The following is a 17283-nucleotide window of genomic DNA, read 5'->3' on the forward strand; positions in this document are numbered from 1 at the left end:
ATGTTAACAAAAAACTTTTTTGATGCCTAAGAAGAAAACTTAAGGCTCTTTGGTAGAGTAGATTTACTCTCTCCCATGAGCGTGCTTTTGAATTTGAGCCTAAGATATGCGTAGCATGAAGTGGCAGAAAGATAAATGACTCTATGAGCGAAGCAACAACAAGTGCACTAAAGGCTATTGGTATGAGTTGAACTATCTCTCCTAGTTTTCCGCTTATCATCAAAAGAGGTATAAAAGAAAATATAGTAGTTATAGAGGCTATAACTACCGGTTTTGCGACCTCTTTTGCTCCTAGATAGGCTGCTTCTTTTGCACTGTAGCCTTTTTCAATATATTGTTGGATATTTTCACTCACAACAATGGCATCATCGACAATAATTCCTATAGCGATTAAAACTCCGATAAGTGAATTTATGTTGATACTATGGCCTGTGAGATAAAAATAGATAGCACCCATAACAAAAGAGGTAGGAATTCCTAGGGCAATTACTAGCGCCATTCTGATGTTGATTAAAACAGCCATTAGGAGTGTAATAAGAAGGACGCCAAATATGATATTTGATATAACAATATTTAGTCTATCTTTTATAATGGTTGAGGCGTCCATTCTCACGCTAAACTCAACATCATCAATCTTCATTTTTGACATAAGTTTATTGATATCTTCTGTTATGGCAATAGCATCTCCCTTTGGGTTTTGAGAGATGGCAAGCGTGATAGAATTTTTTCCATCTGTGCTTGCAAGTGTTGATGCATCCTCATACTTTTTACTTATGGAAGCTATATCTTTTAAGACAATTTGCTGATTGTTTATATTGAGTATGGTATTTTCAAGTTCAGAGGAGAATTTTTTATCATTATGTATTGATATATAATAGGGTTCCTTAATGTTATCTATCTTTCCAAGTGGAAATATATAAGAGACCTCTGAAAAAAGACGCAAAACTTCACTCACAGATAAATTGTAGGCATTGACTTTTTTCTCGTCAATTAAAACTTCATAAAAAAGTTCAGAGTCTCCAAATATAGTCACATCCGATATATCTTTGAGAGAGAGCAGTTTGCTTTTAACATTTTTAGATAACTCTTTTAATCTGTCTCTAGGAACACTCAAAGATTGAATTGATATCTGCATAATGCTTCTTGAGTGTGCAACACCTCTTATAACAGGATCATCCATATCACTCGGGAGATTAACTTTAATAAGGGAGAGTGCATCTTCAACGTCACGTGTAACGGTTGCTTTATCTACTCTTTTGTCAAGCTCAAGAATTATGCTGAATTTTCCCGGTGTTATTATGGAGGATACGCTCTCTACGCCGGTAATATTTTTTACTTCATCTTCAATTTCCCCAACAGCCATCGTATTTAAGCTATCTACAGAAGCCCCTTGATATGAGCCTCTAATAGTTATAGAGTCAGGTTCGATTACAGGCGATATTTCCTTTGGTATTTTTGTATAGGAGTAGATGCCCACTGCGAAAATTAAAAAAAACAGAGTGTAATTTACTCTATAGTTTTCAATAAAAAACTTTATAATTCCATCAAACATCTATTACGCTCTATTTTGATAATAGTAAGAATCTACCCCTAAAATTGCAGCACCGTAAGATGTAGTAACTTGAGGATATGCAGGTATAAATATTTTTTTACCCAATTCATTTTCTATTGCATTTACAAGCCCGCTATTTAATGCAGGTCCTCCGTCAAAATATATTCCTTCTTTGATGCCTACACGTTTTACAAGCTTTATGATTCTTTTTGCAATAGAGTAGTGCACACCACAGACAATATCTTCAACGCTGTGATTATTTCCTAGAAGTCCTATGATTTCAGATTCTGCAAAGACCGCACAGGTACTGTTTATTGAAAGAGGCGTACCTTTAGAGTTAAAATGTCTATCACCCAACTCTTCAACCCCAATCTCAAGGTTCATAGCACAGGCATCTAAAAATTTTCCTGTTCCTGCTGCACATCTATCATTCATGGCAAAATTAACTACATTTCCCATATCATCAAGTGAAATTGCCTTAGAGTCTTGACCGCCTATATTTATAATGGTTTTAATCTCACCAAACTCCTTTGCAGCCGCAACTGCTCCGATAGCATTTGCAGTGATTTCACTGATATTTTCATCAGCTTCTTTAAAAAGTTTTCTGCCATAACCCGTTGCAACAGTATAAGCGATATCATCCTTTGAAATATTTAGTTCTTTTATTAAATCATCAAGTGTTTGGTGGGCATATTTGTAAAACATACTTCCACTCGCACTTATTCTATGCCCTATAAGTTCTTTGTTTTCATTGATAATTGTTATTTTTATTGCTGTTGAGCCTATATCTATACCTGTAAAATATTTCATTATTTATTCCTGTTTTTTATTTTTAAAGATTCGACAAAAGCTTCGACTCTTGTACTTAACTGTCCCTGCTGAGATGGGCTGTAGTCACTCTCAATATATAAAATAGAGATACCTGCTTTTTCCATCGCTTCTAGCACGCTTCTTTGTTCAAGTTCATAAACAGTGCATCCTGCAAAAGCCTGGTATATAACTCCATCAGCATTGTGCGACTTGACTAGCTCTATAATTCGTCGTATGCGGTCATTGTTTTTACTAAAGATAGGGCATGTACAAGCTTTTAGGTATTTGTCTGCCAATGAATCTATCATATCATTTACGAACCACTCATCTACGGCAACTCTATCATTAAACATTCTATTTGAACTACATGTCTCATCTGCTACTATTATGGCATCTGAGTCTTCGATAATAATCGGAATTTTATAGTTTGGAAAGATGGGAGGTGAGCCTGTATATACGATTCTAGGGCTTATTTTACCACCTGCATGAATATCATCTTTTACTCTTTGTTCTAGTTCATCTACTAGTTTTTCACATGCATCTATCCAGTTATCTATTTTGTCAAAGAAAAAAGCGTTTGTAACTAAGAACATATCATTACCAAGTATTGGAACAGTTCTGTTTTTTCTAAAATCACTGAGTCTATGATAAAGAGATTGGGCATAACCGATTTTAGAAATAGATGCTTTTAGCTTTTTTTTGCTTAGTTTTTTACCCATTTTTAAAGATAAATCAGCACTAAATTCTCTTATACTTCTTCTAAAAAACTCTCTACTTATTTCACTCTCTTTTGTTCGTGGAAAATCTACATCAACTACATCGTAGCCAAAACTTGCTATTAGAGTTCCTGCTTTTGTTTTTTGGTCACAAGTAGTGGGGGAGTAAATCATGTCAGGTTTGTCGGTGAGGTTTTTAGAGGCTAAATGACCTACGCTCGCTTTTACCAAAGGACAAGCTTTTTGTGGTAAAAAATCGCTTCCTATCTCATCATCTGTATAAAAACCGTTACAAAGTCTTATAGGAACTCCATCAAGAGCGTAGATGATTTCTGAAGGAATTTGAATACACATTGTTCCTACTTTTACTTTATCATCGTGTAGAGCTTTTTGCTTACAGTAAACATCTTCAAAAAGATTATAAAAATAATCCATCGCTTTTGGCGGTGTTTTAAAGCCCTCTTTGAGAGTGTTTAAAACCTTTATCGCCTCCATGGCTTTATGCCTATTTTGTTTTTCATTTGGTGTTTCTATAGTATGAGATTGTAGACTACTCATTTGTCGTTCCTTTTGGTGTTTGCATTCCCATTCTTTTTTCAAAACCGCCTTTTGTAGATGTAAAGAGTTTCATATTTAAAATATCAAAATGCAAAGCATCATCCTCTGGACAAGCTGCTACGCATTTCAGGCATAAAATACAATCATCTCTGAGTATGTTTGTGCTTGTGACATCATCAGCAATATCTTTTATCTGCATATCGCAAACTGCGTAACAGTCTCCGCATTTTGTACATTTATCACCATCTTTTTTTAGTTTTAAAAGTGCCGCGTCACTAAATATGTAGTGCATAGCACTCATCGGGCAAAAAAAGCAGAAAAACCTTTTTTTAAAAAATGAGCCGATAAGAAACAGACCCGTAAAAATTAGCCCTAAAGAGGTTAGTATCATCGCTGTTTTTGTTGAGAAATCCAAACTCCACTGAGAGATATCTCCTACAAAAAGAGGCGTTATCATTCTGCCGGGACATATTTCACAAAATGCGGTTACCCATTCACGATCAAGTAACCCCATTCCTACAGCCATAGGAGAGAGGATTACAAGTGCTAGCATTATGTACTTTATTTTTTTAAGTTTCTCAAATTGTGGCTGCGTGTAGGTGCTAAATCTAATGCCCATCTTTTTTCGCAAACCAGTAATCCAGTCCTGCATTGTTCCAAGAGGACAGGCATAACCGCACCATGCTTTGTTAAAGACGATAAACCAGAGTAAAAAGGTAACAAAACCAATCAAAACCGAAATGCTTGCCGCACTAAGGAGTACATCCAAAGGGCGGGCAAGCTGATGCTGAAGCGGCAGAAAATAGCACATACCACCCACTTCTCTGTCAAATCCACAAGAAAAAACAGGGATGCTGTTTCCAAGATTTATGGCAAAATAGCCGCCATAAATAAAGATGATAAAAAAGAACAGCTGCAACCAAAAACGAAATTTTCTGATATCTGCTTTATTTATAAACTCTCTAATTTTCTTCATTAAAACGTACCTCTTTAAACGGTTTTTCTCGTCTTGCTCTGTACCAGTAAATTGCAAAACCAGAAAATATCATAGTTATAATTGCCGCTGATAGGCCATAAGCGTAAGAGCTGTATTGTGCGCTGTTTGGATAGTAATAGGCTGGATATGTTGCACTATATTTTACCTTTTCGTACCCGTTGCCTTTAGCATCTGCACTTGCATTTTTTGTATAAGATGCAGTAAGTAAAAATTCATTTTTATGTCTTTTATCAAAATCACTCCAATTAAGAAAATAGTCCTCAATTAGCGTAAAAGTCGCAACTCCATCTTTGTCGGTTTTTAGAGTTTTTGACCAGAGAGTTTTTGTAGATAACGTTACATCTGCGCCCTCAATAGCTCTGCCCTCAAGCAAAACCTGAACACTTATCTTTTCACCCGAGTAGAGATTATGGTAAAAAGTTTCATCATCTTCCCTTACTCTCACTATATCAAAAGGAGTCTCCTTTATCGTATGCCCTGCCATCTTCTCTTTATCATAAACAGCATCATGGCTATGATTAAATCTCATAAACTCATACTTTGCGGTTTTTACATAGAGTGTGTCGTCATGAATCTTTTTATCTACATAAAAAAGGTTGTAGTATCCGTTATCGGGCATTTTAAAGCTTATCGACTTGCATCCTGACTCCTCTGATTGAGAGGTTTTTGCCATGCTTATATTTGCATCAAGTAGGTAAATCTCTGCTTCTATAGTGCCCAAGCAGTTCTCTATGTTACTGCTGTCTTTAAAAACAGGCCAGACCTCTCTCCCCGGAACTCTGTTGTAGTATCCTCTGCTGTAAACTTCTTTCTTAAGAGTAGGATTTGTTGGTGAAAAATAGATAATATCTTCCTTCGCAGGCTTTTTAAAAACAGAGATGTCTGAGGGTTGAAAATTTTGAGCAGCACCCCGAAAACGCTTTTGTGCATCTCCATGATTTGCATGTTCGCTTGATGCTTTGCCGTAAGTTTTAAAGATATAACCTGCGTACATGTTAACACCCAAAAAGAAGATTATTAAAGAAGCAGCAAAAGGAAAAGCGGCTATTTTTCTTAACTTAGACACATTTAAAAGTTTTACTCTTTTATATAAAATGATAAGAGACCAGATGATTGCAATCCATTTTAGCAAGCCAAATATATGCAGCCAGCTATTACCTCTGTTTGCCAAAGGTGCCACATCTAAAGTAAATCCAAATCCATAAGCAAATCCCTCTACAATATGCTCATACCCTTTTGTGAAAAACACCTCTAGTGAATGGGCGATAGAACCTAAGATAAATAAGGGTGCATAGGAGTATCCCAAATTATAAAAAGTAGTGCTAAAATCTTTTTTGAGTATTTTTGATGCTATAAACATACCTATAAGTGCGGCTGAGACGGTAAAAATAAGTGCATAAACAAATGCAAACAAGCCGATGGCATCCATAGAGCCAAAATCTATATAATTTTTTAAAAACTCAGCCGTTTTTGACCAAATCATATCGCCTGCAGCATTGCTTCTTCCGATGCCGTGATGAAATGACATGGTTATAGATATGGAAGCAAGGATAAGTATAAATGCCCAAATCTCGGCTTTAAGAGGCTGTAGTTTTGAAAAAAGAGAAAATGAGGGCTTTTTAAATTTAAAACTAACTGCTTCGCATGCACTGCTACAGTCCATGCAGAGCGTACAATCCGTCATAGAGTTTCTATTATCAAACGTAAAGGGTTTTAGATTGTAAGGACAAGCCGTTGCACACTCAAAAGTTTTACACTCATTGCAGGCACTCTTGTATGTACCAAGCCAGGTAAATGAGAGTTTCGAGTAAGCACGCGTGAGTGTCCCGATAGGGCAGATATATTTGCAGTAACTCATATCTTTGTATAGAAAATAAATCACAAAAGCGATAAGTGTCATAACAGTAAATAAAATTGCCGTGCCTTGTGCGGTTCTAAAGAGACCCGGGAACATATAGTAAACGCCCCACCAGCCAAAAACAAGCAACAATACGCCGATAAATCTGTTTTGCATCCATTTTGGCATGGTTTTTTTGAGTCCATATTTTGTGATATATTTTCCCATAAAACCGTGAGGACAGATGCCGCAAAAAATTCGCCCAAATGTAGGAAGCGACACAACCATAAACAAAGACCAGAAAATTCCCCAAAAAACAGCGGTTGTAAATGTGTTATCCTTGCCAGTATGCGTAAAACCAAAGTAAAGAGCATATATAAACAGCGCAAAAACTGCTATTTTAAAGGTCATTAAAAACTTCTGATTTTTAAAGAAAAAGCCCAGTATAGGCTTGCCATAAATATCATTTTTGTCACGCTTTATAAAATTTACCATTTTCGTCCTTTATTAAAGTATTAAAATACCATTGAGTACAAGTACACCTACTATCATAAGCAAAAGTGCTGCCGCACGTTCTATATAAAGTTTATAAGAGGAGAACTGAATCATAAATCCCTTAATAACTTTTGATACTATAAATCCGTAAAATAGTATTGAGAATATAACGGCACCAATTCCGAAAAAGAGTCCCAATCCTATAGTGTTGTAAATATTACTGCTGTTTGCAGCTACTGCCAAAAGTGCCATTATCGGGGCGCATGGGTTTATGGACATCGTTGCACCGATAGCAAAAAAACCAACTTTATTTAGCTTAGGTTTTTTTATTAGCGGTGTTGTGTGGCCGCACGATGATGCCGGTTTAAAACTTTTATATAGCAAATAAGCTCCCATGCTCATGGTGCTGATTCCAAGTATTAAACTAAATAGACTATTATCATCAAGTATCTCCTTTACCCAAGCAGAACTTAAATATGCAATTATGGCTATAAATGTATAGCTAAATATCCTGCCCAAACTAAAAGGCAAGATAATCCCAAGAGCCTGTTTTGTAGAGTTTGAATTACTCACAAGCAAAGGGCTAAGAAACGGCATACATGAGAACATACATGCAGTCGCTCCATAAGAGAGACCTATAATAAATATCGAAAATAAAACTGGGTATTGCACTTTAGCACCTTATTAAAATCTATAATTTACACCTGCATAAAATACACGACCCGGGTCAACAGTTATACTCGCATCTTCTCCATTAATAATATCATCTGTGCCACCATCGGCAGCACCTCTTTTGTCACTATTAAGAAAAACTGCCCTGTAGTATTGTTTGTCTAGTGCATTATCAACTTTTACAAAGCACTCAAGGTTGTTGCCGAAAAATTTGGTATTGTACCTAGCTTGAAGATTTAACAGCGTATAACCATCCATTTTTACCAAGTTTGATTCATCTGCATAATAACTACTTTTTGCATATACTTCTGCGATAAACTTTAGCTTATCTGTTGCTTTATAGTTAACAAATAAATCTACAGTATGCTTTGATACTCTCGGTAGGGTTTTACCTACAATATCTACATAGTAGTCAGCACCTCTTGAGCCTAAATTTACTAAAAAAGGATTGTGTTTTGTATAGGTTACATCGAGATAAGTATATGCTAGATTAAATGATAAAATTTTTGCCTGATTGCTATTTAAGCTTAGCTCAAGGCCTCTGCTTCTTGAATCACCTATGTTATCTTTAAACTCACTAAAAGCGTAGCTTCCATCTACCGGCCCTATAATATCTTTATTATCAAGCTGAAATATAGAAACTTCATAATTGAAATTATTGTCTGAAATAGCTTCTCTTCCTCTTGCTCCAATTTCATAGTTTATACTTGTTTGTTCCTTAAGAGAGGGGTTTATTACTAAATCTCGAACTTCAGGATTTTGAAAACCTGTGGATACACTGGTAAATAGAGTATTATTAGAAGACAAACTATATGTTGCACCAGCTCTATAAGCAGTATTTCTATATGTATGGCTTACACTCTCTGTAGAGTTCGACCAAGTAGTTCCATCATAGCCATATTTTTGAGTAATATACTCTTTCTTCTGTATATTATATCTGGCATTTATTGTTGTAGTTAATTTCGAGGTTATATTATATTTTAACTCTCCATACAGAGCTTGTATATCTTCTTTACTGTTTGTATGAGAGGTTTCACCCTCATAATAATTATCATTTGACTTTGTGTAATAATTCCACGCACTGTAATCAGCTAAAGTTTGACTTTTGTTTTCATAATCTCTTTTGCCAAACTCCAGTCCAATAAGCGATGCTATATTATCAGAGTCTATTGTAAACTCAGATTTTATACCTTTTTGATTAAGGTCGGTATTGCTATGTTTTACATATACATTTTGAGTTGTTGGGTCATTATCTAAATCTTGAGGATTTGAGGTGTCGTCATATAAATCCTGATAATTGTAAGCCGTAACCATTAAATTTTTATTGCCAAAATCTTTTGAGTAAGTTAAAAAATATTTATTGAGATCTATAGCACTATCTTTTGTATATCCACTGTTTGGCTCTCCTTTTGGATTGGTCTCAGCTTCTGTTACACCACCAACAACTGATCTAGAGCCGCCTTGATCAAATTTTTCCGTAAGATCAACACCAAGTGTAATATCGCTAGTATCATCAACATAGTATGAAAACTTTCCATTAAAAGATTGCGTCCATAACTCCGCTTCTCTCCAGTAGCCATCCGAACTTCTCTTACTTGCATTTAGGTTAATCGCAAAATTTTCTGTACCCTGTATCGTACCTGCAGTATATTCTTGGTACCCATAACTACCAATTTCGGCACTTACCATTGATTCATTTTTACCTTTTGGTTTTTTTGTAGTAATAATTAGTGCACCTGCCAATGCTCCATCCCCATAGAGATATGAGGCAGAACCTTTTACGATTTTTATGCTTTTTATATCCGCCATATTTATTCTTAATCCACCAGATTTTGCCATAACCGGTACACCATCAACAATAATGGCAACTCCAGGATTTTCCCCCATGTACTGTTGCTGTCCAACACCTCTAAATCTTATCTGCATCATCTCCCCGGCTCTTTCTACTGAAGTCATTCCCGGAACAGTCTTTAAAATATCTACTAAGTTTTTTGGACCTACAGTTTTAATTGTCTCTTCATCTATAATATCTACATTTGACACTTCTGTCTTTTTGTCTGTTTTTACATTAATTGTCGATGATTCAACAGTAACCAATCCTAAGTCTTCAGAAGCACTTACATTAAGATTAAGTGAACTTAACAGCAGTGTTGTAACTAAACTAAAGTTTTTAGTTTTCATTATTTTTCCTTCGTATAAAAAATTCTTAACAAGTTAGGTGTTAAGGATTTTTATAAATATTTATACTAATTTCTCTACTCTTTTTCTGAGACAATTCCAAGATTTGTAAAGTTTTTTTGCTTTAAAACATCTAGAAGAATGACAAAGTGATCGAATTTTGCATTTTTGTCACAATTTATATGAATAGGCATATCAGCTTTGTAATCACATAATTTACTCTCAACATCATCTATAAGTACAACTGTTTGATCAAAGAGTATTTCACCGTCATGTTTAATTGTAATAGTTAAATTTTTTCTATTATCCTGTTTAGCTGCTACTTCTGACTCAGGAAGATCAACAGGAATAACTCCCTTCGCAACGAAAGTAGCAGTGGTTAGCACTATTACAAGAAGTACAAGCATAATGTCTATAAAAGGTACTACATTTATAGAATCAAATTTTTTAATTTGCATGTTTTTTCTTTTGATGAATATCCCAAAGAGCTAAAACAACCTCAATTTTTCTAGCCAAATGGTTATAAAATACTGTAGCTGGGATAGCTACTAAAAGACCCATCGCCGTAGCCTTAAGAGCAAGAGCTAGGGATGTCATGATTATCTTAACATCCAAATCATTGCTTTGCCCCATGGCATAAAAAGTGATAATAATTCCAAAAACAGTGCCAAGAAGACCAATATATGGAGCATTTGAACCAAAAGTTGAGATTATGTTGATATTGTTTGTAAGAACAATTTCAAGTTCCTCTTTTGTCTCAAAACTAGCTACGTCTATCCCTCTGTAAAAGAGAAGCCGCTCAATCCAAAACCAAAAAGCGATAAAGCTCATCACCCCAAGGAGTCCAATAATGCCATAATCAACAGCATCTTTGAGTAGTTCTATGTTCATATATTTGCCTACTTTCTATTATTAAAATTTTACAGATAATCCTGCTGTAAGGATTCTTCCAGAGTTTACCGTGATAGATAAATCCTCTGCGTTAAACACACCATCTTCATTTCTGTCACCGCTAGCTCTTGCCGTGTTGTAGTAAAACTTATCAAAAAGATTATCTACTCTTGCAAAAAGGTTGTACTGATAGTTACCTATTTTATTTGTATAGCTCGCTAGCAGGTTAAGCGTAGCGTGTCCTGGTATTTTGATTTCATTTAAATCATCCGCATAGTAGTTAGACTTTGCGTTTATCTCTGTTGTTAGCTTTAACTCTTTCATCGGTATATAATCTAAGATAAGATTTAACTGATGCTTTGGAGTTCTAGGGATTTGGTTGTTTGTAGCATCAAAAAATGTAACAATTGAAGTACGAGAATTGCCGTCCAAATCAATACCGAAGTTGTCATATTTTGTATAATATGCATCAAGGTAGGTATAAGCAATATTAAATGATAACTCCTCAACAACATTGCCAATTGCAGAGAGCTCTAAACCTCTATGTCTTGCCCCTCCGACATTGTCCCACATATCTGTAGTGTCCGTATCTCCATAGTTACCCGATGTTTTCATGATAAAGTCTTCTCTATCAATTTGAAAAATCGCAGCTTCATAAGTGATGCCTTTTGCTTTGGCACGAACACCTATTTCATAGTTATATGATTTTTCCGGATCTAGATCAGGATTGTTTGCCGTGCTTCCCCAGGCGCTTGTGCTTCCGGCGTAAAGTTGCGTAACTGTCGGTGCTCTAAAACCTGTTGAGTAATTTGCATAAACATCAAAGCTCTCATTTATCTTATAGTTCGTTCCTAGTCTGTAGGAGTAAATATTAAAATCCTCTTTAAAGTTGCTGCTCTTGTAATCTTCATAATCGAGTTTGATAACATCGTACCTTAAGTTTGCAGTAACACTTAAATCTTTTGTAATCTCTTGCTTATATTCTCCGTAAATAGCATAAACATTTTCATCTGTCGTATCATCACTTTTTGCATCGCCTGCTAAGTAGTAATCAGGAGTTACAGAGTAAGACGGGTAGTATTTTATTAAAGCTTGATTGACTCTATAAGATGTTTTGTTCTCATACTCATTAAATCTTAAATCAAGACCTAAAAGAGTAGCAAAGGTGTCAAATGAACTTCTGTATTCACTTTTTATTCCTCTTTGTATCTGTGCATAGTCATTATCCATAGTGTAATCTTTATCATTTAGAGAGGGATTTAAAGCTCCGCTGCCGTCTCTGGTTTGCGGTCCTGATATAAATGATGTATCGTCTTTATAAATATATCCGTTTAGAAGCAGATTTGAGTTGTTGCTAAAATCTTTAGAGTAGGTAAGAAAGAGCTTAAGAAGTTCTACATTATAATCTCTTGAGTAGTCTCTACTCTCTTGATCTCCATCATAAACAGACTCGGGATTTGTTCTTGCTGCTGTTTCTCCGCCTACTGTTCCGTGTGAATCTTTTGTTCTGTCTGAATACTCAAATCCAAAAGAGATGTCTGAGGTATCATCAAGGTAGTATTGCAGTTTACCGTTGAGGTAGTTCGATTCATACTCTGAACCTTCCCAATAGCCATCAGCTTTTCTTTGACTTGCTTGAATATGAAAACTTAAGTTATCATTTGCATAACCGCTTCTTGCAAGCATTTTTTGAAAACCATAACTGCCAAACTCAACTGCTCCAAAGTTGTTGTTATACTTTGCGCCTTTTTTTGTTGTTATGATAATGGCACCAGAGAGTGCATCATCTCCAAAAAGGTATGAAGCGCCGCCTTTTACAACTTTAATGCTCTCAATGTTGTCAAGGTCTATATTTACCTTTCCTGTTCTCTCAAACACGGGAACACCGTCAATAACGACCGCAACACCCGGCTTTTCACCCATATACATCTGGTTTTCTACACCTCTTAGGTGGATTTTTAATGAATCACCAGTAGAATACTCCGTGGTTACTCCCGGAATTGATTGTAAAAGTTGTTGCACACTTTCTGCATGCGCTTCATCAACTTTTTCACCGCTAATAGTAGTCGTAGTCGAGACTTCCGTTCTTTTTGTGTCAAATTTACTGTCAATAGTGGAAGACTCGACCTGAATCGTTCCTATATCCAATGCGCTCGCATTAATAGCCAACGCACAAATTGCTGAGAGATATACCCTTTTTTTCATCTACTTACTCCATTTTAGTAATTTTTAATTTTACTTATGACGAAGTATAATAAACAAGTGTTAATTTTGTGTTAATTTTTAAATTTAAATTTAATTTAATAATGAAGTGTTGCATAAAGGTGTGTAGATTTTTTAGAAGGCACCTCTTTTACCCTATATAAAGGCACCTTCTTATTCTATATATTAGGAAGCAAGGTTTTAACCTTGCCAAAGACGGAAGCTGTCAAAGCAAGACGAGGTTAAATTAAAATAGCACTTAGCATAATAGTAGTGTGCTAAAAGATAAAATGCTTAAATATTTTCTATAAAAGTTCTGCTCTTAACTCTTGCGCTGATTTTATAGATAAAAGTCCAGGAGCAACATCAAACGCAGTTTTTGCTCCAAAATTACCCTTTTTATAAAGTCTATATGTTGCTCTTGCATAGGCAACCATTACGCTTGCTGTAAACTCTGGGTTGCTCTCTAGGGCTAGCGAATACTCCACCACTTGATTGTTTTGTTCACTTGATTTTCCACTTCTGATAACAAATCCACCGTGAGGCATTTCATTGTGATTTTTTAATAACTCCTCTTCGCTTATAAAATGCACTATCGTATCATAAGGCTCAAAGTAGTTTGGCATATTTTTAATCTCAGACGAAACTATCGCAGCATCTGCGCCATCTTCTAGTACAACATAACACTCTCTGGTGTGTTTCTCTTTTGTAGAGAGAGTAGGGCGTACACCGCTTCGCACTTTTGCTATAGCTTGTGTTGATGGTAGAGTGTACTGAACTCCATTTTTTACACCTTTTACCCTTCTGATGGCATCTGAATGTCCTTGGCTAAGACCTTTTCCCCAAAATGTATAAGTTTCTCCTTCTGGCAAGATTGCTTCGCCATAAAGTCTATTTATAGAAAACATCCCCGGATCCCAACCGATAGCTATCATAGCGACTCTGTTATTTTCACATGAAGGTTTATCTACGCTCAAAAAATACTCAGGAATTTTGGCATGTGTATCATAGCTATCTACGATATTGAAGTTTTTTGCAAACTCTGGGCCTTGAATTGGCAAATCATCTTTAGAACCACCACAAAGCACTAAAACATCGATGTTCTCTTTAAACTTTAAAATATCATCAATAGCAAAAACTTTTGTCTGTGGAAATAGTGTCTTAACGCTTTGTGGGTCACGTCTTGAAAAAACTCCAATCAACTCCATATCTGGGTTTTTAGAGATAGATAGTTCAACTCCTCTTCCAAGGTTTCCATAACCTGCAATCGCGATTTTTATTTTCATATGAGTTTTCCAGTATTAAAATATAGTTTTTATGACATGTTTGACAAAAAAATAGGTAGGTATTGTACACTTTAGCATATTTTATAACACTTAAAAAGAAAATAGCTGTGATTTATATAATAAGACCTCTAATGAGAGAGTTGGATTTCAAAAGAGTGTGTAACACCATTTTTGTCAAAATGACATGTAAAACAGAAGTAAGGTTTTAACCTTGCCAAATCAAGACGAGGTTGAAACCTCGTTTGTTTAAAATAGTGCTTCGTATAATATTAGTGTGGTAAAAAAATTTGAATTTTCTAGTAAGAAAAATATAAAGAAGTTATTTATCAAACATGATAGAGCCAAGCCTTAGCATGTTTGACCCGCACTCGATAGCAAGTTCAAAATCTCCACTCATGCCCATGGAGCAGATAGTTGCGCTCTCTAGTTGTTTGTAGATGCCGTAAGTAGTCTCAAAACTCTTTTTTATTACCACTTTATCATCGCTGTGTGCACCGATGCTCATTACGCCTTTTAGGTATATATTTGGGCACTCTTTTTTTATTTTGTTAAAAATCGCAACTGCATCTTCTGGCATCACACCATGTTTAGACTCCTCTTTTGCAGAGTTTATCTGAAGAAGTGCTTCAAGCGTCATCTCTCTTGCTTCTAACTTTTTTTGCAGCTCATGTGCGAGTTCAATAGAATCCAAAGCGTGAAAAAGAGCAGGGTTGATATCTAGCAGGTTGTTTATCTTGTTTTTTTGAAGATTTCCCACAAAATGCCACTCAAGCGGCAAATCTTCAAGCTCACTGCTTTTTGCTCTTAAGTCTTGAACTTTGTTCTCCCCAAAAGCACGTTGACCTATCTCATAGAGTGCTTTTATCTCGTTTGCTGTTGAGTATTTGCTGATTGCTACGATTTTAACTATATGTTTTTCATTAAATCGCACTCTGGCAAATTCAACTCTTCTTATAACATTGTCAATATATAATTTATACTCTTCTTTGTTCATCATCTACCCCACAAGTCTATTTATATCGTTATACAGTCCAAGCCCCATAAGTGAAAAAAGTATCACCCAGCCGGCAATGGTTAATTTTATCATAATCCTCTCGCTTACCTCACGTCTAAAGATAAGTTCATAGAGGTTAAACATGATATGTCCGCCATCAAGGGCAGGGATGGGAAGCAGGTTTAAAACTCCTAAGTTTACGGAGATTAGTGCTGCAAAAAAGAGCACGCTCATCCAGCCTGCATCTGTAGCATCAGAGGTTAGTTTTACTATAGAGATTATTCCGCCTAGCTCCTTAGCAGGAACTTCGCCTACTATAAGTTTTTTAAGTCCTGTAAATATCAAAGTAGATGCAAAAGCAGTCTGCTGTGATGCATAAGAGAGTGTTTCCCCAGCACTAAGTTCAAGCTTATGTGAAACTCCTGCACTTCCTATACCAATCATCTTTTTCTCAATAACTTCATTAAACATGTTTGTCGTTTGCGTTATATTTGGCGTTAGTGTTATAAAGTGAATATATCCAGCTCTCTCAACTTCAAGATGCAGCTTACCCTCAGAGGTTTCAATAATCTCTGCCATATCCCTCCATGCAGCAACCGGAGTACCATTTATAGAGCGGATTGTGTCATTAGTCTCAAGTCCCGCAACAAATGCCGGAGAATCTTTTACGACATTTCCGATTACAGCAGAGAGAATATTCGGTCCGCCAAGGGCTATAACAAAATAGAGAACAAATGCCAAAACAAAGTTTGCCAATGGACCTGCAAGAAGAATGAAAATCTTCTGTGAGGGTGTTTTTACATTATAGCTATCTTCATCATAGCTCTTCTTTGTCGGGTCACTATCGTCTTGCCCTTTCATCCTTACGTAACCGCCAAGAGGGATAATTGCAATCTTCCACTCGGTTCCCCATTTTTTAAAGGAAGCTACTTTGCGACCAAAACCTATGCTAAAAACCTCTACATATACTCCCATCGCACGCGCTGCAAAGTAGTGACCGAGTTCATGAAAAAATATAAGTGCGGAAATTACTATTATAGAGACTAAAAAACTCATGCGTTACTTCCTTTTAAGATTGCAGCCCTAAAACCCCAAAGATACTCAAAGCCGGAGTAGAGCGTTAATGCTACGGCAAACCACAGAAGCTCACTTCCAAAAGGCCAGTGCATAAGCAAAAAGCCTATGGCAATCATCTGCACCACAGTTTTTACTTTTCCAGCCCATGAAGCTTTCACGCTTAAACCTTCACTTACGGCAACGGTGCGGATTCCTGTAATAAAAAGTTCACGGATAATGATGATATATATTGCCCATGCACTCGCCTCGCCAATAACCATAAGTCCTAAAAACGCGGCAATAATGAGCATCTTATCTGCAAGCGGGTCGATGATAGCGCCGAGCATCGTCATCTGGTTCCACTCTCTTGCGATAAAACCGTCAAAAAAGTCCGTCACGCTTGCTAGAACAAACAAAAGTGAAGCAAAGTAGTAGTTCCAAGTTATATCGTAACCAGCTTGTGTAAAATAGTCGGGATTTAAGATAATCCAAAACATAAGTGGTGCTAAAAGGATGCGTGAAAACGCTAAGATATTGGGAAGATTTAACAAAAACAGCCTTAATAATTAATTCTGTATTTTAGCTTTTTGGCTCTTAATTTAGGCTTGACATTCTCTTTGTCTCTTGGGTATGATAAAGCCAATATAGAAGCTAAGAGATAAAATGGATTTAAAAAAAATAGAAGAAAAAGTTCTCTCAAGTTCACCTTTTGTAAAAGAGGTAGCTGTAATCTTACATAAGCAGCATCCGTTTGCATTTATCTATCTCGATTTTGATGCCCTTAAAGAGGCAAAAATCATCAATATCAAGGAGGAGATACGGTGGTATGCAGTCGAGCTTTACAATATGAAAGCAAAAGAGTCACAAAAGATAAAGGGTTTTAAAATTTTAACTACTCCGCTTAAAAAAAATGTTTCAGAGGAGTTGATTTGGGCGGATAAGCAAGCGAGTCATGAAAAGGAGCCAAACGACGAGGTGTACAAGGTTTTAAAGTCATTCATAGCGACAATGACTAAAAAAGAGATTTTTCTCTCTTGTC

The 17283-nt window shown here is 36.0% G+C and carries 14 protein-coding genes and 1 pseudogene; 1 reads left to right on the top strand and 14 read right to left on the bottom strand.

Translation table 11 applies throughout. From position 1 onward, the window contains the following. The 14 genes from M0Q17_RS07015 to pgsA all read right to left on the bottom strand — a co-directional run. The coding region (locus tag M0Q17_RS07015) for an efflux RND transporter permease subunit (RefSeq protein WP_295085123.1) at window positions 1–1552 on the bottom strand (1552 nt) is incomplete at its 3' end. Window positions 1553–1555: 3 nt separating this feature from the next. Next, entirely contained in the window at window positions 1556–2362 is an 807-nt protein-coding gene (locus M0Q17_RS07020; RefSeq protein ID WP_295085126.1) for an acyl-CoA dehydratase activase, read from the bottom strand. Next, entirely contained in the window at window positions 2362–3636 is a 1275-nt protein-coding gene (locus tag M0Q17_RS07025; RefSeq protein WP_295085129.1) for a 2-hydroxyacyl-CoA dehydratase family protein, read from the bottom strand. The genes M0Q17_RS07020 and M0Q17_RS07025 overlap by 1 nt, the downstream gene beginning before the upstream one ends. Continuing rightward, window positions 3629–4612, bottom strand: coding sequence for a 4Fe-4S binding protein (locus M0Q17_RS07030; protein WP_295085132.1), 984 nt, complete (start codon window positions 4610–4612; stop codon window positions 3629–3631). Before M0Q17_RS07030 ends, M0Q17_RS07025 begins: the two co-directional genes overlap by 8 nt. Beyond that, window positions 4599–6965 (bottom strand): 4Fe-4S binding protein, encoded by a 2367-nt coding sequence (locus M0Q17_RS07035; RefSeq protein WP_295085135.1) that lies wholly within the window; start codon window positions 6963–6965, stop codon window positions 4599–4601. The genes M0Q17_RS07030 and M0Q17_RS07035 overlap by 14 nt, the downstream gene beginning before the upstream one ends. Window positions 6966–6977: 12 nt before the next feature. Next, the gene (locus tag M0Q17_RS07040) at window positions 6978–7637 is read right to left on the bottom strand and encodes a sulfite exporter TauE/SafE family protein (RefSeq protein ID WP_295085138.1); all 660 of its coding nucleotides are present in this window, start codon (window positions 7635–7637) and stop codon (window positions 6978–6980) included. Window positions 7638–7649: 12 nt separating this feature from the next. Next, the gene (locus M0Q17_RS07045; protein ID WP_295085141.1) at window positions 7650–9818 is read right to left on the bottom strand and encodes a TonB-dependent receptor; all 2169 of its coding nucleotides are present in this window, start codon (window positions 9816–9818) and stop codon (window positions 7650–7652) included. A 74-nt stretch (window positions 9819–9892) separates the two neighbouring features. Then, entirely contained in the window at window positions 9893–10273 is a 381-nt protein-coding gene (locus M0Q17_RS07050; RefSeq protein WP_295085144.1) for a biopolymer transporter ExbD, read from the bottom strand. Beyond that, window positions 10263–10706 carry a TonB-system energizer ExbB gene (gene exbB / locus M0Q17_RS07055; RefSeq protein ID WP_295085147.1) on the bottom strand — a complete coding sequence of 148 codons (444 nt, stop codon included), beginning with the start codon at window positions 10704–10706 and terminating at the stop codon, window positions 10263–10265. The genes M0Q17_RS07050 and exbB overlap by 11 nt, the downstream gene beginning before the upstream one ends. A 21-nt stretch (window positions 10707–10727) precedes the next feature. Further along, entirely contained in the window at window positions 10728–12911 is a 2184-nt protein-coding gene (locus tag M0Q17_RS07060) for a TonB-dependent receptor (RefSeq protein WP_295085150.1), read from the bottom strand. A gap of 302 nt (window positions 12912–13213) precedes the next feature. Beyond that, on the bottom strand, window positions 13214–14194 hold the full coding sequence (locus M0Q17_RS07065) for a diaminopimelate dehydrogenase (protein WP_295085152.1): 981 nt from the start codon (window positions 14192–14194) through the stop codon (window positions 13214–13216). Between the two features lie 319 nt (window positions 14195–14513). Then, the gene (locus M0Q17_RS07070) at window positions 14514–15188 is read right to left on the bottom strand and encodes a YggS family pyridoxal phosphate-dependent enzyme (protein ID WP_295085155.1); all 675 of its coding nucleotides are present in this window, start codon (window positions 15186–15188) and stop codon (window positions 14514–14516) included. A 3-nt stretch (window positions 15189–15191) separates the two neighbouring features. Then, window positions 15192–16244 (bottom strand): RIP metalloprotease RseP, encoded by a 1053-nt coding sequence (rseP, locus tag M0Q17_RS07075; protein ID WP_295085158.1) that lies wholly within the window; start codon window positions 16242–16244, stop codon window positions 15192–15194. Further along, window positions 16241–16795: a CDP-diacylglycerol--glycerol-3-phosphate 3-phosphatidyltransferase gene (pgsA, locus tag M0Q17_RS07080; RefSeq protein WP_295085161.1), complete on the bottom strand. Its 555-nt coding sequence runs from the start codon at window positions 16793–16795 to the stop codon at window positions 16241–16243. The genes rseP and pgsA overlap by 4 nt, the downstream gene beginning before the upstream one ends. A gap of 112 nt (window positions 16796–16907) precedes the next feature. Between pgsA and M0Q17_RS07085 the strand changes: the two are divergent. After that, window positions 16908–17283, top strand: a pseudogene (locus M0Q17_RS07085) (glycerol acyltransferase); the annotation flags it as partial.

The organism is Sulfurimonas sp. (assembly GCF_023229105.1).
In the GTDB taxonomy this organism is placed as follows: Bacteria; Campylobacterota; Campylobacteria; order Campylobacterales; family Sulfurimonadaceae; genus Sulfurimonas.